Annotated in this window: 17 protein-coding genes and 2 tRNA genes; 6 read left to right on the top strand and 13 right to left on the bottom strand. The window is 40.9% G+C overall.

Annotated features, from left to right (window positions below):
• Positions 1-399: 399 nt before the first annotated feature.
• From DUL71_RS24755 to DUL71_RS24715, 9 genes are all read right to left on the bottom strand, one after another.
• Positions 400-615, bottom strand: coding sequence for a hypothetical protein (locus tag DUL71_RS24755; protein ID WP_154402475.1), 216 nt, complete (start codon positions 613-615; stop codon positions 400-402).
• 20 nt (positions 616-635) lie between these two features.
• The gene (locus tag DUL71_RS24750) at positions 636-1,814 is read right to left on the bottom strand and encodes a TIR domain-containing protein (RefSeq protein WP_279629799.1); all 1,179 of its coding nucleotides are present in this window, start codon (positions 1,812-1,814) and stop codon (positions 636-638) included.
• A gap of 59 nt (positions 1,815-1,873) precedes the next feature.
• Positions 1,874-3,610, bottom strand: a complete 1,737-nt coding sequence (locus tag DUL71_RS24745) for an ATP-binding protein (RefSeq protein ID WP_114940542.1) — start codon at positions 3,608-3,610, stop codon at positions 1,874-1,876.
• Positions 3,610-4,704: a dsDNA nuclease domain-containing protein gene (locus DUL71_RS24740; RefSeq protein ID WP_114940541.1), complete on the bottom strand. Its 1,095-nt coding sequence runs from the start codon at positions 4,702-4,704 to the stop codon at positions 3,610-3,612. The genes DUL71_RS24745 and DUL71_RS24740 overlap by 1 nt, the downstream gene beginning before the upstream one ends.
• A gap of 120 nt (positions 4,705-4,824) precedes the next feature.
• Positions 4,825-5,040 carry a hypothetical protein gene (locus tag DUL71_RS24735; protein ID WP_114940540.1) on the bottom strand — a complete coding sequence of 72 codons (216 nt, stop codon included), beginning with the start codon at positions 5,038-5,040 and terminating at the stop codon, positions 4,825-4,827.
• Positions 5,041-5,043: 3 nt separating this feature from the next.
• Complete coding sequence (locus DUL71_RS24730) at positions 5,044-5,307, bottom strand: DNA-binding protein (RefSeq protein ID WP_114940539.1); 264 nt, start codon at positions 5,305-5,307, stop codon at positions 5,044-5,046.
• 157 nt (positions 5,308-5,464) lie between these two features.
• Positions 5,465-5,549 (bottom strand) — tRNA-Leu (locus tag DUL71_RS24725).
• Positions 5,550-5,601: 52 nt separating this feature from the next.
• Positions 5,602-5,674, bottom strand: a tRNA-Gly gene (locus DUL71_RS24720).
• A gap of 123 nt (positions 5,675-5,797) precedes the next feature.
• Positions 5,798-6,280, bottom strand: coding sequence for a regulatory protein RecX (locus DUL71_RS24715; protein ID WP_114940538.1), 483 nt, complete (start codon positions 6,278-6,280; stop codon positions 5,798-5,800).
• Positions 6,281-6,340: 60 nt separating this feature from the next.
• Between DUL71_RS24715 and DUL71_RS24710 the strand changes: the two genes are divergently transcribed.
• Positions 6,341-8,803: a bifunctional UDP-N-acetylmuramoyl-tripeptide:D-alanyl-D-alanine ligase/alanine racemase gene (locus DUL71_RS24710; RefSeq protein ID WP_114940537.1), complete on the top strand. Its 2,463-nt coding sequence runs from the start codon at positions 6,341-6,343 to the stop codon at positions 8,801-8,803.
• Between the two features lie 15 nt (positions 8,804-8,818).
• Positions 8,819-9,409: a DUF502 domain-containing protein gene (locus tag DUL71_RS24705; protein ID WP_114940536.1), complete on the top strand. Its 591-nt coding sequence runs from the start codon at positions 8,819-8,821 to the stop codon at positions 9,407-9,409.
• Positions 9,410-9,827: 418 nt separating this feature from the next.
• Here DUL71_RS24705 and DUL71_RS24700 read toward each other — a convergent pair whose 3' ends face one another.
• Positions 9,828-11,084, bottom strand: a complete 1,257-nt coding sequence (locus tag DUL71_RS24700; protein WP_114940535.1) for a TCR/Tet family MFS transporter — start codon at positions 11,082-11,084, stop codon at positions 9,828-9,830.
• 208 nt (positions 11,085-11,292) lie between these two features.
• The gene (locus tag DUL71_RS24695) at positions 11,293-12,558 is read right to left on the bottom strand and encodes a TCR/Tet family MFS transporter (protein ID WP_114940534.1); all 1,266 of its coding nucleotides are present in this window, start codon (positions 12,556-12,558) and stop codon (positions 11,293-11,295) included.
• A 279-nt stretch (positions 12,559-12,837) separates the two neighbouring features.
• On the opposite strand from DUL71_RS24695, the gene DUL71_RS24690 reads away from it, so the two are divergent.
• Positions 12,838-14,784, top strand: coding sequence for a TlpA disulfide reductase family protein (locus tag DUL71_RS24690; RefSeq protein ID WP_114940533.1), 1,947 nt, complete (start codon positions 12,838-12,840; stop codon positions 14,782-14,784).
• A gap of 74 nt (positions 14,785-14,858) precedes the next feature.
• Here the strand turns inward: DUL71_RS24690 and DUL71_RS24685 are convergent, their stop codons facing one another.
• A complete protein-coding gene (locus tag DUL71_RS24685; protein ID WP_112569956.1) occupies positions 14,859-15,566 on the bottom strand; it encodes an LOG family protein in 708 nt (235 codons plus the stop codon).
• Positions 15,567-15,682: 116 nt separating this feature from the next.
• Positions 15,683-17,167 carry a sodium:solute symporter gene (locus tag DUL71_RS24680; protein WP_114940532.1) on the bottom strand — a complete coding sequence of 495 codons (1,485 nt, stop codon included), beginning with the start codon at positions 17,165-17,167 and terminating at the stop codon, positions 15,683-15,685.
• A 146-nt stretch (positions 17,168-17,313) separates the two neighbouring features.
• Between DUL71_RS24680 and recR the strand changes: the two genes are divergently transcribed.
• The 3 genes from recR to DUL71_RS24665 are packed head-to-tail and all read left to right on the top strand — an operon-like array spanning position 17,314 to position 19,578.
• Entirely contained in the window at positions 17,314-17,940 is a 627-nt protein-coding gene (recR, locus tag DUL71_RS24675; protein ID WP_114940531.1) for a recombination mediator RecR, read from the top strand.
• A 2-nt stretch (positions 17,941-17,942) separates the two neighbouring features.
• The gene (locus DUL71_RS24670) at positions 17,943-18,776 is read left to right on the top strand and encodes a glycosyltransferase family 2 protein (RefSeq protein ID WP_114940530.1); all 834 of its coding nucleotides are present in this window, start codon (positions 17,943-17,945) and stop codon (positions 18,774-18,776) included.
• Entirely contained in the window at positions 18,763-19,578 is an 816-nt protein-coding gene (locus DUL71_RS24665) for an SDR family oxidoreductase (protein ID WP_114940529.1), read from the top strand. Before DUL71_RS24670 ends, DUL71_RS24665 begins: the two co-directional genes overlap by 14 nt.
• Positions 19,579-19,646 lie beyond the last annotated feature (68 nt).

The following is a 19,646-nucleotide window of genomic DNA, read 5'->3' as shown; positions in this document are numbered from 1 at the left end:
CCAGTCCGAACTAAGGGAGGGTTACAGTACCAGTTTGGGTACCACTAAAATTTAGATTAAGAAATATTAATGGCGACACTATAGCAGAAATTGTTATTATTTGTCAAGTGTTTGATAGCGAAATTTGGACGGTATTGGATGGCATAATTAATTAAATTATGGCATTTGGGAACAGGAGGCCCACAGTTCGAATCTGTGTATCCCGACCATTTTAAATACTTAAAAAACCTCGCTTTTTTGGCGAGGTTTTTTAATTTGGATAGGCCTTGTTTGCGGTAAAATGGCGTTTGGGTACCAGTTTGGGTACCACTAAAAATTAGACTTTATTAAACACGGGTGGATTTGATTCTCAAAAATTTGCGAGTAAATCACCAATACTATCCGTTTTGAATTTCTCAATTAAATAAATTGAGGGCCAATTTCTTGTATCCAGCCAGTAGGCTCGGTATATATATGAGGCTCATGGTTATAAATAAATTCACGAATGAAATTATAATGGTCACTATTACTAAATGAGTTTATTATTAGTGCCCTTGCTTCTTCTACATTATTAGCTAACGCAAAACCTTTTGTCTCTTTGTCGGTAGGAAAGCCCGACCATGTGTAAAGTTTCATTTTATCAGTTTTTAATTTAATCAACTTGTATGGTTCATATCCAATAATCTGAGCCGTTCTAAAATAAATTCTGCAATTTTATTAGGCTCAAATTTACTGGCATCTATATATCCATCGGTATTAAATACCCCATCAACAGAGCCTTCACCTGCTTTAATAAACATTACCCGATTAAATTCACGATCAAATACAATATCTTTTATAGCCCGAAATTCAACACCGCACCAATTTTTTTTCTGGTAATCGGCACTTAAAAAAACTACATCAAGTTTAGCTCTCCTATATATACCTTGAAGCAATGTATCTAAAGATGGCTGCGCTAACTGGGAAACGTAATTGTTATCATAAAAATAACGGTTAGGGCCTAATCTTCGCTCTAACTCTTGCACAATTTTTTCAACCAATGGTCTCGCTTCGCCAGGGAACGATAACGCTACATCGAATATATGTTTTGAAACGTCCACGGCATTAGCTATATCACGAAGTGACGCGGGGATTAATATACCCTTAGAATGTAATTCTTTGGGTAGGTTAACGTCTTTTACAGCCCAATGAGTTCTATACAGTTCAAGCTTTCCAATATCTAATTCAAAAGTCATCTGTTCCAAGTCTTCTGCTGTAAGAAATGGCTCTACATGTTGGATTTCATACTCTATACGTACTTCCCCCTGTCTAATTACAATGTCTTTTATGAAACCAAATTTAGGCGGTAATTTGTGGCCTGATTCATACGCGAAGATACACGGCAATCTTTTTAATTCGCCAATAGAAGCAGGATCAAGTTTTCCTAATCGCAGGCTTAGGTTAGGGTTTGTGTACTCACTAATGCAGCGTGTTAATTCAATTTGAAAGGGCTTTCCAGTCCATTCTTGACCATTTCCTGATACAAAAAGGTTGTACATGGGGCCGAAAGATACATTTGATTTTTGTGCTATCAGATTGTCCAGTATCAAAACATCCATAAAAATTTGATCAAAGATTGCTTTCTGGTCAGGCCAAACCATATCGTGTGGACTGCGTAGATTATTCACATCATATGTTGCGACGCCAGGGTCGCCAGTAAGCGATATGTATAGACCAGCTAAATCGCTATACCGCCGTACAAATGAATTAACACCTGTCCATTTTGCGTGGTCTGGCGTTGTACCTCTTGTGACATTCTCCATAGCTTGACGTAAGCCAGAGAGATGTGCTTTCATATCCAATAACGACATTTAAATACTCTTTTGATTAAGACTAATAAGTTTTTTGATAATGCTTATCTACTTGTATCGATTTTTTCTTGGGTATCATCGATCAAAACTTGAGGCGTAAATTCGTCATTTTCTCTTAGAAGTGAGCGTTCTTTTATACCATCACCAATGAGTATTAAGTTGGCTTTTCCTCCAAAAAAGTTCAAATTATAATTTGCTGCCGAATTTGTCGTATTTTTCAATTCAGCAATCGAAAAAATTATTTGAGTATCAGTTGGACGATTTTTTGATATAAAGTTTATAATTAACTTTTCGGTATTTTCATCTGTATCTTCTTTCAAAATAGCATCTAACATAAATGGGAAACGATGAATTGATTGCGATTGCGCAATGATTTTATTGAAGGCAAAATGATAGGCCATAACGGTTTTATGAAGTTCAACTCCTTGCGACGGAAATGAAGATATTTCGTATAATTCGGTATATCGACGCTCATCTAATGATTTGACGTTCATCTCTTTTAAGTAGCCCGTAAAAACAGATTTAAACAAATTGTTTTTTTCTTTTCTTAATTCTTCAACCTGTTCATCTGTTTTGAACCGACCTAATTTTTCAATAATATCATTTTTTTCTAATGTTAGCGCGCCAACTTTTAAGGTTATGTTGTTTATAAGTTGGACATTTGCTTTGTTGTTCAACCATTGATCGTAATTAATTTGACTTTCGCTATAACTGTTCAGTATGCGATATTTATTTGCGATTTCTTCCTTGTCTTCATCAATGTGTTTTCGTAAAGAATTTATTTTCGCTTGAACATCTTTTATCTCGTCTTTGCACTTTTTCAATTCCTTTTCAGTGTCATTCTCTTCTTGAAAAAACTTATAATTCGCCTGTAGCGTCGGTTGTAAATTTTGGAAACACAGCGGACAATTACCAATTTCTGGTTTTTGATGCGTTCTATGTTGCTTTACCTTTCTAAGCACAGATAATCTTTCATTTAAAAATGCAAGTTCATTGCATTTTAAAATAAACTCATTTTCGTTATCAATTACCTTACGTTGAGTGGTTGCGTATGTTTCTACGTAAGCTTTAGAGGTTTCAATAAACTTCTCGTCAAGTATTTTTGTGACTTGCAGTGTTTGGTCTTGTTTTTCCGCGGAACTTATAAATGAAATTTGATCCTCTTTTTCCTTTAATTGGTTTTCAAGCCTCTTTTTTTCATCTCGTTCAATAGCGTTTTCTATTTCTAAGTAGTAATCCAAGTAATCTTCTTTGAAATTTCTATAAAAATCGAGACTATTAAATGATTTGCGCAGGTAAACCCATCCAACGGATTGAGCAATATAGAAGGGTAAAAGCATCGCTTCTAAAGGGGCACTTTTATACTCATTTTTACTTTCTAATTTAAGATTGAAATTGAAAAGATGACTTACGTAATCTTTGAGCTTGATGTGTTCAAATGAGCTATTTCCACTTATGCCACTAAACTTTCGTGTTAAGTGATCTCCAACTTTGACTATTAAGGTTTCATTTTCACGAATAAAAATACAAGGGGTTGCGCTTCCTCCTGTTGTCATTTCGATATCCAGGCGAAAAAAAACATTTTCGGAAAGCAAATCTTTAATATATGCATTGCCGTCGTTTATTCCCAAGGTATACAGCAAGCACTGAAAGAGGGTAGATTTTCCTGAAGTATTCCGGCCATAAACAATGTTTACTCCTTTCCCGAATTCAGTGAAAAAGTATTTCTTTTTGTCTGCTGAATAAGCCAAAAGGCTTTTAAACTCTATAGTAGTATTCATTACAAGCTTTCTAAAAGTTCTATGTATGCCGCATAAATCGCGGCTTTTAATTCATTCTCACCAAGTTGTGTTCGGATATTGGCTTTGAAATTTTTGTATAAAACCACTATACATTCAGCATCCGTCGTTAAGGTATCCAGAAGCATTTTATTATTTTGTACATATGTGTAAACCAATCTGTGATCGGCTTGCTGTAGGTCTTTAAATAAATCAAAGCTATTAGTAAAATCCTGGACGAATTTCTTCTTGGAGATTATTGGGATGTTAAGACTATCTGATATGGCATCGCCTTTTGTACGCCACAATTCATAAGCTTTTGTCTGTGTAGTTATAATATTGATAGCCTTATTTATTTCATCCGAAGTTACCTGTTTACTTACATCCATTAACTTAATAATATTGCCGTTATTTAACGTATTTTCTACGTTTCTGAATAACAATAACAGAGTATCGACTGCTGCCTTATGATCTATAACGGAGTTACCGAAGATATTTCCGAATTCTCCGATGAGAGTAGATTTTTGTTTACTACTTGTCTGGGGCAAGTCAATAAATCTAAAAGTCATTTTTTGCAACTCGTTGATTGCCGCAGGGCTACAGCTAAAAGTATTCTTTAATTCATTTTTGATTACATCGCTGATTGTTTGGTCAAGAGTTGAAAATCCTACGCTCGTGTTTGAGGCATTAATAGTCGCAGTGATTTTATTTTTCTTCGTTTTTTTGTTATTGAGATTAATTGCGCGATTGGAAAGAAACTGTAAGCTATGATCGTATTGAGGATCTTTTTTTATCGGGTCGGCTGCAAGGTCTAAACCGCCCTGAGCAATTTTACTTAAGAGATCATATAAATCTTGACTCATCCCCCAATCTGTAGTTGATTTTTTAGCTTGATAAGCTTGTATCGAAAGTATATGCCCATTTGGCGCTATTCTCGATAACAAAAAGTCATCATGGTGTTCTAAACAAATAAAGTATGGATGGGATTTTAATTGAGAATATTGATCAAATAAAATTAACAGTGCGCAATGTTTCTGAAATTCGAAACCATTAGCCGCATTTACACCTGCATTAACAGCTTTAGTTGATATCGCCATTTAGTTATATCCTATACTTATAATTCAATATCTTATAATTGAAATCTAAATATATCAATTGTTTTTAAACTTATTTTATGGCAATGATATGGATTTACATATGCCTATTTAACTATAATACTATCTGCCCTTTAACTTAGTTTGATTTCGCTCTTTCCTTGCTTGCTGTTGCTGGAAAATCTTGTCTTTGTGCGATTGTTTGGCACCTTGTGTTAAGGCTTGCGCAATTTCATTATCGTTATCCGTCGATAGAAGTTTTTCCACCAGTTCAGGATCGTACTGTTGCATGGTGTAGCCAGCATTAAAGGCCATTGCTATTTGTTCGTCTGTTGCCATGGTTTAACTTTTACGAGTGTGCCTGTCGAGATAGGCGCGGATGCTATCAATATTATACAAGATTACCTTTTTGGACGGTTGGGAGATTTCAATTTCACCTGTATCTCTTAGCTCCTGTAGTTTGGTTGTCTTCACGCCGAGCATTTCCATTGCTTTTTCCGGCAATACCCATTTCTCTTCTTTTATATCGTGTAGGGCTTTGATGTACTCATAAGATTTTTTGAGTAGATCAAAATAAGCGTCTTCCTGAATGCAAATAACTTCCATTTGTGATTGGTTAAGTTATCAACAAAATTATAAGAATATTTGAGGGAACAAAATGGATTGGTCTAACATCCTGCAAATGTTAGACCAATGTTAGACCAGAAATTTTTGGCAACAAAAAAGCGATTAGTGTCTTTCACCTAATCGCCTCATTTTCAAGTACTCAGAGCGGGAATCGAACCCGCACTCCGTTTACGGGAACAGGATTTTAAGTCCTGCGTGTCTACCAGTTCCACCATCTGAGCAGGTGTCTAACCTTTTAAAAATAAAACCCTTCTTTCAATCAGAAGGGCTTTGAGCGAAAGACGAGATTCGAACTCGCGACCCCGACCTTGGCAAGGTCGTGCTCTACCAACTGAGCTACTTTCGCGTTGATATTTCCTCGCTTGGAGTTGGCTTTCGTTTTACCGTTTGCTTATCTCGTTTGCGGGAGTGCAAATATAGGCAGAAATGAATAGTCTGCAAGGAAAATTTTCATTTTTTTGAAAATAGTTTATAACTCGCTGTCTTTCAAAATATCTAATATCAGCTCGGCCTCAAATCCGCGGCCCATGGCGTACTGTTGGAGTTTGTAGCGGCGCTTTAACTGGTTCTTTTCGGTTAGGGTGGCCGCTTTTTTTTGTAAAAGATGGGTTAAGGCGGCCAAATAATCGTCAAGGTCGATGTTCAGGAGCGCCTTTTTGATCAATACATCAGGGATCCGCTTCAGCTTAAGTCCTTGTTTTATCTTAATACGTCCCCAGGCTTTTTGATTGAATTTACTTTTGGCATAAATTCTTGCAAAGCGTTCCTCATTCAGGAAATTACCTTCTATTAACTGACTTATAATGTGTTCAACAGCATCAGGCCATAATCCCCATTCGTAAAGTTTGTCGCGAACTTCCTGTTGGGCACGTTCCTGGTAGGCACAAAAATGCTCGGCTTTGGCAAGGGCAACTTTCTCGTCGGTAATTTTAATTGATTTGGGCTGATCCATTTAAAAACCAAAATTCGTTAAAAATTATTCTATTTGTTTTAATATCTCCAAATTAGCAGCATGCCCAATAACACGTACTCTATCTCCGCTATAAAAAAGATCATCAAGGCCGATGGTAACATCGTTGAAGAATATACCATCAGCGCGCTTTTTACTGATAGCCGCCGGATCAACAATCCTGCCGAGGGCTTATTTTTTGCCCTGAGCGGCAGGCGCAACGGGCACGAGTTTGTTGCCGAGGCCTATGCCGGTGGTGTGCGCAATTTTGTGGTTGAGCATGGTCCGGAGTTTAACCTGCCTGGCGCTAACTTTTTGATAGTGCCCGATCCATTGGCAGCCTTGCAAACGCTTGCTGCGTATCATCGGAGCCTATTTAACTTGCAGGTTATTGGTATTACCGGTAGTAATGGTAAAACAATAGTAAAAGAATGGCTTTACCAGCTGCTTTCGGCCGATAAAAATATCGTACGTAATCCTAAAAGTTATAACTCCCAAATTGGCGTTCCCTTATCGGTATGGCAAATCAACGAGCGGAACGACCTGGGCATTTTTGAAGCGGGCATCTCCACCGTAAATGAAATGGATAAGCTGGAAGCCATTATCAAACCGGAAATAGGGGTGCTTACCCATATTGGCCCGGCGCATGACGAGGGATTTGAATCGCCAAAGCAAAAATTGCTGGAAAAGCTGGGACTGTTTAAAAACAGCAAACTGCTTATTCACAATTATGATCAGTTAATCGGTTATGAAAATGATATCGCTGCCAACGAAACTTTTACCTGGAGCCGTAAATTTCGCGAGGCCGATCTTTATGTTTTCAGCGAAACGGCGATCTCCAAAAATTACTACTTCCGCGCCCGCTACCAGGGTAAGGAGATTGAGTGCCTTGTTCCATTTACCGATCAGGCATCGGTTGAAAATGCTATTACCTGCTGGGCAACAATGCTGGCTTTAAACTATAGTCCGGTAGAGGCTGATAAGCGTATTGAGCGCCTTGCTCCGGTAAGCATGCGGTTGGAGTTAAAAAATGGGGTAAACAACTGCTCTGTTATTGATGATTCTTATAACTCAGATCTGCAGTCGCTTGAAATAGCACTTAACTTTTTATCACAGCAAAATCAGCATCAGAAAAAGACGCTCATTCTGTCGGATATTTACCAGTCGGGCTTGCAGCAAGATATACTGTATAAGCAGGTTGGCGAATTGATCAGGGCTAAAAAGATAGACAAGTTTGTTGGCGTAGGTGAAGCATTGCTTAACCATCAGCAATATTTTGATGTTGCTGAGCAGCATTTTTTTGCCGATACCACCACGCTGCTTCAGCAATTAAAAACGCTTAGTTTTAAAGAAGAAACTATCCTGATCAAAGGTTCGCGCAGTTTTGAGTTTGAGCAGGTAAGCCGTGCCCTGGCCCAAAAGGCGCACGAAACGGTAATGGAAATTAACCTGAACTCTTTACTAAACAACCTGAACTTTTATAAATCAAAGCTTAAACCGGGTGTAAAGGTAATGGCTATGGTTAAGGCTTTTAGTTATGGCAGCGGTACGTTTGAAGTGGCCAATATGCTGCAATATAACAAGGTTGATTACCTGGCGGTGGCTTATATTGATGAAGGGGTGGCCTTACGTCAGGCAGGCATCATCCTACCCATTAAAGTGCTTAACCCGGAAGCCTCCGCATTTGACAAACTTACCGAATACAAGCTTGAGCCGGTAATTTATAGTTTCGGTTTATTGGATGATTTTGTGGGTTATGCCTTGGCACAGGGTATTTCCAATTACCCGGTACACCTTAAAATTGATACGGGTATGCACCGCCTTGGTTTTGAAAACTACGAGATAGAAACCCTGTGCGATATGCTGGAGGCAAACCGGTATGTGAGGGTACAGTCGGTATTTTCGCACCTGGCGGCCAGTGAAGCACCGGAACATGACGAGTTTACCAAAAAACAGATCAAGCGTTTTGAGAAAGCCTTTAAAGAGATTGAGCGTACACTGGGATACAAAGTGATCAAACATATTTGCAATACGGCGGGCATTATCCGCTGGCCATCGGCTCACTATGATATGGTTAGACTTGGGATTGGGTTGTATGGGATTGATTCGTCGGTGCCGGCTTCTGATGCAGGCTTGCAGCCTATTGCCAGCTTAAAAACAAGTGTTGCCCAGGTTAAAAAGATTGGGGCAGGGGAAACCATCAGCTACAGCCGTAGCGGCAGTTTGGCTAAAGACGGTAAAATAGCTACTATTCGAATTGGTTATGCCGATGGTTATCTGCGCGCTTTTGGTAAAGGCGTTGGCAAAATGCTCGTAAAAGGTAAGTTAGTACCCACGGTGGGCAACATTACAATGGACATGTGTATGCTCGACGTAAGCGGACTGGATGTGCGCGAAGGCGACGAGGTAATCATATTCGACGAGCACCAGCGCATTGAAGAACTGGCAAAGCAGATAGGTACCATTCCCTATGAAATATTAACCAATATTTCACAAAGGGTAAAAAGAGTGTACTTTTACGAGTAGAAATCTGGGGTTAAAATGAACAAGGTAGCGCGGGTATTATTCAGGTATTTTGTAAAAGGGATGTTGGTGGTTGTGCCGGTGGGTGCAGCTATTTTCCTGATGTACTGGGCCGTGGCCAGCATTGATAAGGCATTAAACCTGAGTGATTTTCTGGTTGATAAAACTGGAAAACACATATACATTCCCGGCCTCGGCATCCTGAACGTGGTTGTGGTGATCATGGTAATGGGGGTTCTGGTTACCAATGTAATTACCGAGCCCATTAAAGCCTGGTTCAAGCGCTGGTTTGCGCGTTTGCCTATTTTCGCGTTCCTGTATTCCTCAATAAAAGATCTCACCGAAGCCTTTGTTGGCGAAGAGAAAAAGTTCAATGAGCCGGTACTGGTTGAGGTTAACGAGTTCGGCTTAAAAAAGATAGGTTTTCTTGTTCAGAAAGATCTGGCAAAGATCGGTTTACCCGGTGAGGTAGCTGTGTATTTTCCATATTCCTACTCGTTTGCCGGCCAGGTTGTAATTGTTGCTGCCGATAAAGTAAAGCCAATGGATAAGAGCGCGGCAGATGTCATGAAGTTTGTGATATCAGGTGGTGTGAGCGGGTTGGATTAAACAATTCCCTTATTTAAAAACGATATTATCCCACCTTAAAAAGAAGCGTCGGCCCGATAAAAAAGGGGGGAGGGTGTATGGCCTGTGGGCANTAAAAAAGGGGGGAGGGTGTATGGCCTGTGGGCAGAAGCATTTTTTTGTCTTGATGTTTGGTTACTTTGCATCTAAGGTAAAGTAACTGGCCCGCCCGGCCAAGAGGGCGACGTTGGAAGTTGTTATAACAAAATTTGTTATTTATCCTATTTGGGATTGCTTCGGACCCTATAGTGGATTGTTAGATATGTTTTCTTGAATTTTGTTATCAATTTGGCGTTGCCTTCGGCCCGGGCTTTCCGCTCATACGCCTGCAGGCATTACGCTCAAGGCCGGTATCCGCTGCAATCCCTAACGCTGGCCTGCGCATTCTGAACCTGTGAAATTACGGTACCGCTTCCACTTCTTTTGAATCAACCACCCCGGTTTTCTTAAAACTCCTTATCGCCAGGAAAACAGCTATCAGCATTAAAACCGCTCCCAAAATATACGGAGCGCCCGGAAAATAGGTTGATGTATTGCGATGGGTAAACAAATGAAATACCGAACTCATCAATAGTGGCCCTATGATCACCGCCAAACTGCTGATACTGGTTAATGAGCCCTGCAACTCGCCCTGCTCTTTGGGGGATACCGTACTGGTGATCATCCCTTGTAGCGATGGCCCCGAAATGCCGCCGAGGCAATAGGGCACCATGAAAGCGTACATCATCCATCCCTGGTTGGCAAAGGCGATGAGTGTTAAGCCGATGGTATAAAATAGTAGTCCGGCTACGATATTTTTTTCCTGTCCAAATTTGGGGATGGTGTATCTGATCAATCCTCCCTGTATAGCTACCAGCACAATGCCGATAAAAAAACCTAAAAAGCCAATGCTTTTGAGGGCCCAGTCAAATTTTTCTGTTACGTAAAAAGATAATACGTATTCAACTGCTTTTTGTGCGATATATACTAATGAAAACGCCCCAATTAATCCTGTCAAAGATTGATAGCGCGATAAGTTACGTAATGAGCTTATTGGGTTAGCCTTTTTCCACTCAAAACGCCTGCGGTTTTTAATATTTAATGATTCAGGCAATACAAAGTATCCATAGGTGGCATTTAGCAAAGCCAGTCCTGCAGCCAGCATAAACGGGAACCGCACATTCAGCGCACCCAAAAAGCTTCCTGTACCTATGCCAATGATAAACCCAAGTCCTGATGCTGCCCCAACCAAACCGAAGTTAGCCGCCCGGTTTTTGCCGGTACTGATATCGGCTATGTAAGCCGTTGCTGTGGTATTACTGGCCCCGGCAAAGCCCGCTATCGCCCGGCCAATAAATAACCATGCTACAGTAGGGGCAAAGGCCATAAAAATATAATCTATCCCAAACCCAATCAGTGAACCCAATAACACCGGTCTGCGCCCGTACCTGTCACTTAGGTTACCCAGTAGTGATGAAAACAGGAACTGCATAGAGGCATAGGTGAAAGTGAGATAGCCATTGTACTGCGCGGCGGTGCTCACATCCATATTACCCAGTTTTTCGAGCAGCGAAGGCATTACCGGAATAATGATACCCAAACCCAACACATCAATAAAAAGCGTTACGAAGATAAACCCTAAGGCGGCGGTATGTTTTTTTTTAGGTTTGGCGCTCATTAATAATGATAAAGGTTTAAGCAGGTTAAAAGTTTTATTATGAGGTGTTTTACAGCTTTATCTTTAATTTATACTTGCTTTTTTGCTATCGCGACAGGTGTTGGAAATACAAAAAAAGTGTCATTGCGAGGAGGAACGACGATGCAATCGCACGGAAGCGTGGCCGCTCTGTATAGCATGCGATTGCCGCAATGACATGGTTCTTGTATCAATGCAATGTTGCTACGGTATCAATATCCTTTGCCGAGGTTTTCTTTACGTTTTTAAAATTGCGTATGGCAAGTAAAGCGCTTATCAGCATGAGTATCGCACCTAAAATAAATGGTGCTCCCGGTAAAAAGAACGGTCTTTTATCGTTAGTGAAATAATAAAACAAGGTAGTCATTACCCAGGGGCCAAAAATAGCGCTCAAGCTCATGAGGCTGGTTAAGCCGCCCTGTAATTCGCCTTGTTCATTGGCAGGTACCTGGTTGGTCATGATGCCCTGTAGTGCCGGGCCTGCTATACCGCCAAGCGCGTAAGGTACCATAAAGGCAAACATCATCCAGCCTTGCGTAGCCATGGCAAACAAGATCAGGCCGACGCTGTAAAGTAACAAGCCAACCCAAATGCAACGTTCCATGCCCAGTTTAGGTAGTATAATGCGCATTAACCCTCCCTGTACAAGGGCTATCATTAAGCCAATAAAGGCCAGGGAATATCCAACGGTGTCCTCGCCCCATTTAAATTTTTCGAAAGTGAAATATGTCCAAACGTTTTGTACGGCTTGCCCGGCAAAATAAACAAGGAACAGCGAAAGCGCCAGGCCCATTACCGATGGGTATTTTTTTAATTGTAATAATGAACCCAATGGGTTTGCCCTTTTTATATCAAACGGGCGACGGTGCGCGTCATCAAGCGATTCGGGCAGGATAAAGAAACCGTAAATAGCATTTAAGAATGCTAAGCCAGCGGCGGCAAAGAATGGATACTGAACATCCATTTTACCCAATACACCGCCAATGGCCGGACCAATAATAAACCCAAGACCAAAGGCAACACCTATCATTCCAAAGTTTTGGGCGCGTTTTTCGGGCGTGCTTACATCGGCAATGTAGGCTGATGCGGTTGTAAAGCTGGCGCCGGTAATTCCGGCAATGGCGCGTCCTAAAAATAACCAGCCAATAGATGGCGCAAAAGCAAGGAACAAATAATCGACACCAAAACCTAATAGCGAGCAAAGCAAAACCGGGCGACGACCATATTTATCGCTTAGGTTACCGATCATTGGCGAAAACAGGAATTGCATCACTGAGTAGGCCAGTGTTAAAAAGCCGGCGTAAAGCGAAGCCTCACTTAAACCCGCGTGGATTAGTTTTTCAATGAGTTTGGGTAGTACCGGTATAATGATACCTAAGCCTACTACGTCAATCAGTAAAGTAATAAAAATAAAGCCTAAAGCCTTCTGCGGTTTATTTTGGGCGGAAGTGTCCATGGTGCAAAATAAATCATTAGCGTTAATTATTGTTAAAATAATTGTATTTAAAATAATTTGTTCCTAACTTAACTAAACAATTAGTTAGACCTATGAAACCACACAAATCAATCCTGCTGATGCCGGCTTTGCTGGCTATGGAATGTGCTTTCGCGCAAAAGAGCCGGTACCCGTTGAAGCCACTGCAACTGCTAAACAAAGCATGAAATAATTAATTGCAACCTAATCGTATTTTCAATAGTTAGTACTTAACTTTAAATAAACCAAATAATTAAACCTATGAAACCACACAAATCAATCCTGCTGGTGCCGGCTTTGCTGGCTATGCAATGCGCCTTTGCGCAAAACTCCCGCCTTACCTTATCAAATAATTATCCTTCCGCTTCTGAAAAATTGCAGATGACTTATACGCCCGCAGGCTCGCCACTTGCCGAAAAAAAAGACATCAGCGCGCGGGTATACTTTTTAGATGGGAAAGACTATCCGGTTTCAGAGGTAGTGTTGAAACCCTCAAACGATACTTTAACAGGTGAGTTTGAGATTCCTGCTATGGCAAAGGCTTTTTTTGTAAAAGTTTATAGCGGTGCCGATATTGACAATAATGGTGATAAGGGCTATATGTATGCAATTTATAGAGATAAGAAGCCTGTTCAGGGCGCTAATGAACTGGAAGCTTATGCGTTGATTAGTAACCTTGCCTCCAATTTTGGGAAAATCAAGGCCGATAATGATAGAGCATTCGAGCTGTTTAAAAACGAATACGAAACCTATCCCAATGATGAAAAGAAATATGAAGCCAGCTACTATTGGTTAATGTCAAAAAAAGCGTCGCCGAATACTAAAGCATTGATGGAAGCCAAAGTTAAATCGCTTAAAAAAAGCGACAAGGAAAAAGATCTTAGTCTTGCATCCTACATTCTCAACGATTTGGATAAAAAAGCAGCGGCCGATTCATTGAAAAAGGTGATAAAAGCCAAATTCCCTACCGGCGAAATGGTGAAAAATGATGCCATTTATGCTATGGCAATGGAAAAGGAATTAGGTAAACGCGATTCGCTTTACAAAGATTTCGCAAGTAAATATCCTGATGAAAAAGATGCTAATGTTGATTATGTTCGTACCCAGCTGGCAATTGGCTATTTAAAAGCAGGCGATAACAAGGCATTTGAAAACTATGTGGCGCAGGTAAAAAGTAAAACAAATTTGGCAGGCAGCTATAACAATATTGCTTACGACTGGGCCGTAAAAGGAGAAAAGCTTGAACTGGCAGAAAAACTATCGAAACAATCGCTTGATATTATATCAGACAAACTAAAAAAAGCCGAGGCTTCTCCTTTTTATTCAAAAAGCGACGTGGAAAAACAAAGTAGGGGTATGTATAATACCTACGAGGATAGTTATGCTTATATTCTTTATCGCCAAAAAAAATACAATGAAGCGCTGAAATATCAGAAGGAGGTTTATGACTACGATAAGGACAATGATCCAACAACAAATGAGCATTATGTTTTGATATTAAACGCGTTGGGTAAATATGCCGAGTCGAAAACTGTTATTGAAAAAGCTTTAAAAGCCGGCCGTGGAACCAGCGTGCTCAATGATGAACTAAAAAAAGCTTACGTAGGCTTAAATAAAAATGATAAAGGCTTTGATGTATATTTTGCAGCCCTTAGCAAAATATCAAACCAAAAGAAACACGATGAGCTGGCTAAACAAATGATCAATAAACCTGCTGCTTCTTTCACCCTGAAGGATTTTAGTGGCAATGCAGTTTCATTGGCCGATTTGAAGGGGAAAACTGTTGTTGTTGATTTTTGGGCCACCTGGTGCGGGCCTTGTAAGGCATCGTTCCCCGGTATGCAGCTTGCCGTCAACAAATATAAAAGCGATCCGAATGTGAAATTCCTGTTTATCGATACCTGGGAAAATGGAGATAATTACGCCGATGCCGCGAAGAAATTTATTGCTGATAACAAGTACACCTTTACCGTGTTATTTGATGAAAAGGGTACCGATGGCAGGCAGGCAAAAGTAGTGTCGCAGTTTGGAGTAGAGGCTATCCCAACAAAGTTCATTATTGATAAAAATGGCAACATCAGGTTTAGTATGCGTGGCTACAGCGGTTCGGATCAGGCGGTACTGGACGAAGTGAGTTCGATGGTTGATATGGTGAACGAGGAGATTGCCGCTACAAAAGAGGCTGCACCTAAGCAAAGTATGAAATAGCAGATCAATTACTTAAACTATACCAACAAAAAATGCCGCCCTTAACGGAGCGGCATTTTTTATTTTGAAGCCTGTTAAAAGTTTGGCTTAAGTACGTATTTGTTGTAGAACCGGGTGATGTGTTCAACCGCTTCTTCGGCGGTATCAACAACGCGGTACAGGTTAAGGTCGTCGGGGTTAATGTTGTGCTGCTCGTTCAGCATTTTTTCTTCAACCCAGCTAAACAAGCCTTTCCAGTATTCAACACCAACAAAAATGATAGGGAAACGGGCAATTTTACCGGTTTGGATAAGGGTGATGGCCTCGAACGATTCGTCCATAGTACCAAAGCCGCCCGGCAAAATGATAAAACCTTGCGAGTACTTCATAAACATAACCTTTCGGATAAAGAAGTAATCAAACTCCATGATCTTATCCCTGTCGATATATTTATTGTGAAACTGCTCAAAAGGTAATTCGATGTTCAATCCTACCGATTTACCGCCGTTTTCATATGCCCCTTTGTTGGCTGCCTCCATGATACCGGGGCCACCGCCTGATATTACACCGTAACCATGCTCGGTAAGTAGGCGGGCGGTATCTTCGGCCAGTTTGTAGTACTTGTTATCGTTGTGCGTACGGGCCGATCCGAAGATGGATACACAGGGGCCAATTTTGGCCAGTTTCTCAAAGCCGTCAACAAACTCGGCCATTATTTTAAATATCTGCCAGGAGTCGGTAACTTTAATTTCCTGCCAGTCTTTGTTCTCAAACGCTTGTCTTATTTTATCTTCACCTGTCATAGCCTTTTATTAGTCCGGAAGTCGGGGAAGTCCGAAAGTCCGGAAGTGGATTACATTTGTCTTACTTTACGCAAAGTACAAAGAAAATAGATTTCGATTAGGTAATTATTAAGTTTTTAACTTTCTGATTGACGGACTTCCCCGACTTTCCGACTCGAAAAGGCCAGGAGCCCGATAAATGTAATTAACCCGTTTACAATGATGAGTTCGTTACCAAAAACATATCCGCCTAAAATTGATTTTGATTCGGCATTTAAAAAATAACATATAGCAGGAGAGAGTACGCAAATGAAAGGTACCAGTTTATCCCTTACCTGCCTGTTGCCTACAAACAAGCCAAACGAATACAACCCAAGCAATGGGCCATAAGTATAGGAGGCCACGCTGAATATGGCGCTTACCACAGCCTCATTATTAATGGCGTTGAATATGATAATGGTCAAAAACATCAGCCCCGAAAAGGCTATGTGCACCCAATGCCTAACCGCTACCATTTTTTTGCTGTTTACATCCGCGCGTTTATTAAAGTCTAAAAAGTCGACACAGAAAGAGGTGGTTAGCGCGGTAAGGGCTGAATCTGTGGTTGCAAAAGTGGCTGCAGTTAATCCAAGCATAAATATCATTGCAGGTACAAGTCCCAAATATTGCAGTGCTATGGTAGGGTACAGGTAGTCGGTTTTGGTGACATTGATACCGTTTTTAGCTGCGTACATATACAGCAAGGCGCCAACGCTCAGGAAAAAGATATTGATCACCACAAAAACGCCCACAAAGCTGAACATGTTTTTTTGTGCCTCTTTGATGTTTTTAAGGCTGAGGTTTTTTTGCATCAGGTCCTGATCGAGCCCGGTCATGCCGATGGTAATGAACATGGCGCCTAAAAACTGTTTACCCAGGTGCAGCTTGCTGCTCATGAAATCGTTAAAGAAAAATATTTTGGAGTAGCTGCTGTTTTTGATGGTTTCGGCAGCTTCAAAAATATTCATGTGCAGGCTTTGGCAAATAAAGTATATCGACAGGAAAACAGATAGCACCAGGAAAAATGTTTGCAGGCTATCGGTAATAATAATGGTCTTTAACCCTCCTTTAAAGGTGTACGACCAGATAAGCAGCAAACAAATAAGTACCGTAACCGCGAAGGGCACATGATAGCTGTCAAAAATAAACTTCTGCAATACGATAACTACCAGGTACAATCTGAAGGCAGAGCCAATTACCCGGCTCACTAAAAAGATAGCAGCAGCAGTTTTATAGCTCCAAACTCCCAAAGCCCCTTCAATGTAGCTGTAAATAGATGTAAGCTTAAGCCGGTAATATAGCGGAAGCAATACCGTGGCGATAATGATGAAACCGGCCGCGTTGCCCAGCACAAACTGAAAGTAAGCAAACTGATCGGTGCCAACCTTGCCCGGTACCGAGATAAATGTAACCCCACTCAACGCTGTACCTATCATGCCAAAGGCAACCAGGTACCATTTGGAGTTTCGGTTGGCTACGAAGAATGTATCATTATCCGACGATTTTTTTGATGTAAGCCAGGAGATGATAAGTAATACCAGAAAATAACCGATGATAAATGATAATAATACTCCGGGCGACATAGGTGTGTGTTATAATGTTTTTCTAAAGTCGGAATCTTTTTTTAAAAAAGGTAATTATTGTTGGAAGGGATTTTGCTTCCCGTCATTGCTTCGTGCATCGCAATGACGTGGTGGATATGTTATTTAAAAAACTTTATCTTCGCGTAATGAATTTTTCGTCCAAATTACTGGAAAATGCTGTTGCCGAATTTGCCAAATTGCCGGGTGTTGGTCAGAAAACCGCGCTGCGTTTGGTGTTGCATTTACTTAACCAGGATAAGCAGGATGTTGAGCGTTTTAGTACGGCGGTAACCAAGCTCCGCAACGAAATACAGTTTTGCCGCGTTTGTCATAACATATCTGATTTGCCGGTTTGCGAGATCTGCTCATCGCACCGTCGTGATCATAGCCTGATTTGTGTGGTTGAAGATACCCGCGATGTAATGGCTATCGAAAATACCAACCAGTTTAATGGCATTTACCATGTGCTTGGCGGCTTAATATCGCCAATGGATGGCGTTGGGCCGTCAGACCTGCAGGTGGATACCCTGGTTGAGCGTCTTAAACCAACAGTGGATAACGAGGTGAAAGAGGTGGTTTTTGCCCTCAGCGCTACCATGGAGGGGGATACAACACTGTTCTATCTTCATAAAAAATTAAAAAGTTTCAATATTACCATTACAACTATAGCTCGTGGCATAGCTTTTGGTGGTGAATTAGAGTACGTGGACGAGATAACTTTGGGCCGCTCCATAGCTACCCGCGTTCCGTATGAAAATTCACTATCAAAGTAAGCATGAAACTATCTATAGTTTTTGTAAGCCATAACTCCTGTAATCTGCTCAGAATTGCCCTGAATGCAGCGATCAGGGCTGCCCAGGACGTAAGTCACGAGGTTTTTGTGGTCGACAATGCCTCGGCCGACAAATCCCTGACCATGCTTAATACCGAATTTCCTGATGTGAAAATCATAGCTAACGATAAAAACGAGGGTATGGCCCGTGCCTATAACCATGCGCTTAAGTTGGCTATTGGCGAGTATATTTTACTGGTCAATGCGGATACAATTACAGGCAAAAAGACGGTTGAGAAAGCTTTGGAGTTTATGGATATGCATACCGATGCCGGTGGTTTAGGTGTGCGCATGATAACTCCCGAAGGTAAATTTCTGAAAGAGTCAAAACGCGGTTTTAATAAGCCATGGGAAACCTTTTTTAAGTTAACAGGCCTGGCAAAGCACTTCTCTAAATCAAGGCTCACCAATCCGGAGAGTAAGGATTGGGTTGAGGAGTTTCAAACTTCTGAATCGGATATTATTAATGGCGCATTTATGCTGCTCCGTAAAGAAGCCCTTAATCACATAGGCTTGATGGATGAACGTTTCCATACCTATGGTTATGATATCGACTACTCGTACCGTATCAGGCTTGCCGGGTTCAAAAATTACTATTTCCCCAAAACATATATCATCAACTTCAACATACAAAACAAGGTTAAATTTAGCTGGATACACCTTAAGGAATATTATGGCGCGATGATTATCTTCGCCTCCAAATATTTATTTAAGGTGCCCGAACTTAAGGTGGAGGGCATCCCCCAGCTAATTCCTCCTTCGTATGAAGTTAAATGATAAGGTTGTTATAATTACCGGCGCTTCGTCGGGTATCGGAAAATCACTTGCTTATGAATGTGCTAAACGTGGCGCCCATGTGGTATTGGCGGCAAGGCAATACGTTACCCTTTGCCAGATCACCGAAAAGCTACAGCAGGAGTATAAGATCAAAGCCCTTGCCATTCAATGTGATGTAACTGTTGAGGAGGATTGCAAACAACTCATTAAACAAACCCTTACCACATTTGGCAAAGTTGATGTACTTATTAACAATGCAGGTATGTCCATGCGGTCGTTGTTTAAAGATGCCGACCTTAAAGTGCTGAAAACTTTAATGGATGTTAATTTTTGGGGTACGGTTTACTGTACCAAATATGCCCTGCCCGAAATTATCAAAACTAAAGGAAGCGTAGTAGGCGTATCATCTATAGCAGGCTATAAAGGCTTGCCGGGCCGCTCGGGTTATTCGGCGTCAAAATTTGCTATGAATGGCTTTTTAGATTCCTTACGAGTTGAAAACCTAAAAACCGGCGTACATGTATTAACCGCCTGCCCCGGCTTTACCGCGTCAAACATCCGCAATACTGCATTAAACAGCGAAGGTAAGCAGCAAGGTGAAAGTACACTTGAAGAACAAAAAATGATGACCAGCGATGAGGTAGCAAAAATTATAGCCGATGGTATAGAAAACCGGAGCCGTACCCTCATCATGACCGGCCAGGGAAAGCTAACTGTAGCCCTCAGCAAATTTATCCCTGCCTTTTTAGATAAGATGGTCTATAACGTTTTTACAAAAGAACGGGATCCGTTACTACGTTAGTCATTATTTCATTAGGTCATTGAGCCATTTTTTACATGCGAAAAGTCAATGACTTAATGACGCAATGA

The sequence above is a fragment of the Mucilaginibacter endophyticus genome, from assembly GCF_003351025.1.
Lineage (GTDB): Bacteria > Bacteroidota > Bacteroidia > Sphingobacteriales > Sphingobacteriaceae > Mucilaginibacter > Mucilaginibacter endophyticus.
The sequence above is the reverse complement of the archived record's forward strand: the minus strand, read 5'-3'. Positions and strand labels throughout refer to the sequence as shown.

Bases quoted from the DNA above. Each gene is read 5' to 3' on its own strand.
- DUL71_RS24755 (WP_154402475.1), bottom strand. From the start codon at position 615: ATGAAACTTTACACATGGTCGGGCTTTCCTACCGACAAAGAGACAAAA.
- DUL71_RS24750 (WP_279629799.1), bottom strand. From the start codon at position 1,814: ATGAAAGCACATCTCTCTGGCTTACGTCAAGCTATGGAGAATGTCACA.
- DUL71_RS24745 (WP_114940542.1), bottom strand. From the start codon at position 3,610: ATGAATACTACTATAGAGTTTAAAAGCCTTTTGGCTTATTCAGCAGAC.
- DUL71_RS24740 (WP_114940541.1), bottom strand. From the start codon at position 4,704: ATGGCGATATCAACTAAAGCTGTTAATGCAGGTGTAAATGCGGCTAAT.
- DUL71_RS24735 (WP_114940540.1), bottom strand. From the start codon at position 5,040: ATGGCAACAGACGAACAAATAGCAATGGCCTTTAATGCTGGCTACACC.
- DUL71_RS24730 (WP_114940539.1), bottom strand. From the start codon at position 5,307: ATGGAAGTTATTTGCATTCAGGAAGACGCTTATTTTGATCTACTCAAA.
- DUL71_RS24715 (WP_114940538.1), bottom strand. From the start codon at position 6,280: ATGGATCAGCCCAAATCAATTAAAATTACCGACGAGAAAGTTGCCCTT.
- DUL71_RS24710 (WP_114940537.1), top strand. From the start codon at position 6,341: ATGCCCAATAACACGTACTCTATCTCCGCTATAAAAAAGATCATCAAG.
- DUL71_RS24705 (WP_114940536.1), top strand. From the start codon at position 8,819: ATGAACAAGGTAGCGCGGGTATTATTCAGGTATTTTGTAAAAGGGATG.
- DUL71_RS24700 (WP_114940535.1), bottom strand. From the start codon at position 11,084: ATGAGCGCCAAACCTAAAAAAAAACATACCGCCGCCTTAGGGTTTATC.
- DUL71_RS24695 (WP_114940534.1), bottom strand. From the start codon at position 12,558: ATGGACACTTCCGCCCAAAATAAACCGCAGAAGGCTTTAGGCTTTATT.
- DUL71_RS24690 (WP_114940533.1), top strand. From the start codon at position 12,838: ATGAAACCACACAAATCAATCCTGCTGGTGCCGGCTTTGCTGGCTATG.
- DUL71_RS24685 (WP_112569956.1), bottom strand. From the start codon at position 15,566: ATGACAGGTGAAGATAAAATAAGACAAGCGTTTGAGAACAAAGACTGG.
- DUL71_RS24680 (WP_114940532.1), bottom strand. From the start codon at position 17,167: ATGTCGCCCGGAGTATTATTATCATTTATCATCGGTTATTTTCTGGTA.
- recR (WP_114940531.1), top strand. From the start codon at position 17,314: ATGAATTTTTCGTCCAAATTACTGGAAAATGCTGTTGCCGAATTTGCC.
- DUL71_RS24670 (WP_114940530.1), top strand. From the start codon at position 17,943: ATGAAACTATCTATAGTTTTTGTAAGCCATAACTCCTGTAATCTGCTC.
- DUL71_RS24665 (WP_114940529.1), top strand. From the start codon at position 18,763: ATGAAGTTAAATGATAAGGTTGTTATAATTACCGGCGCTTCGTCGGGT.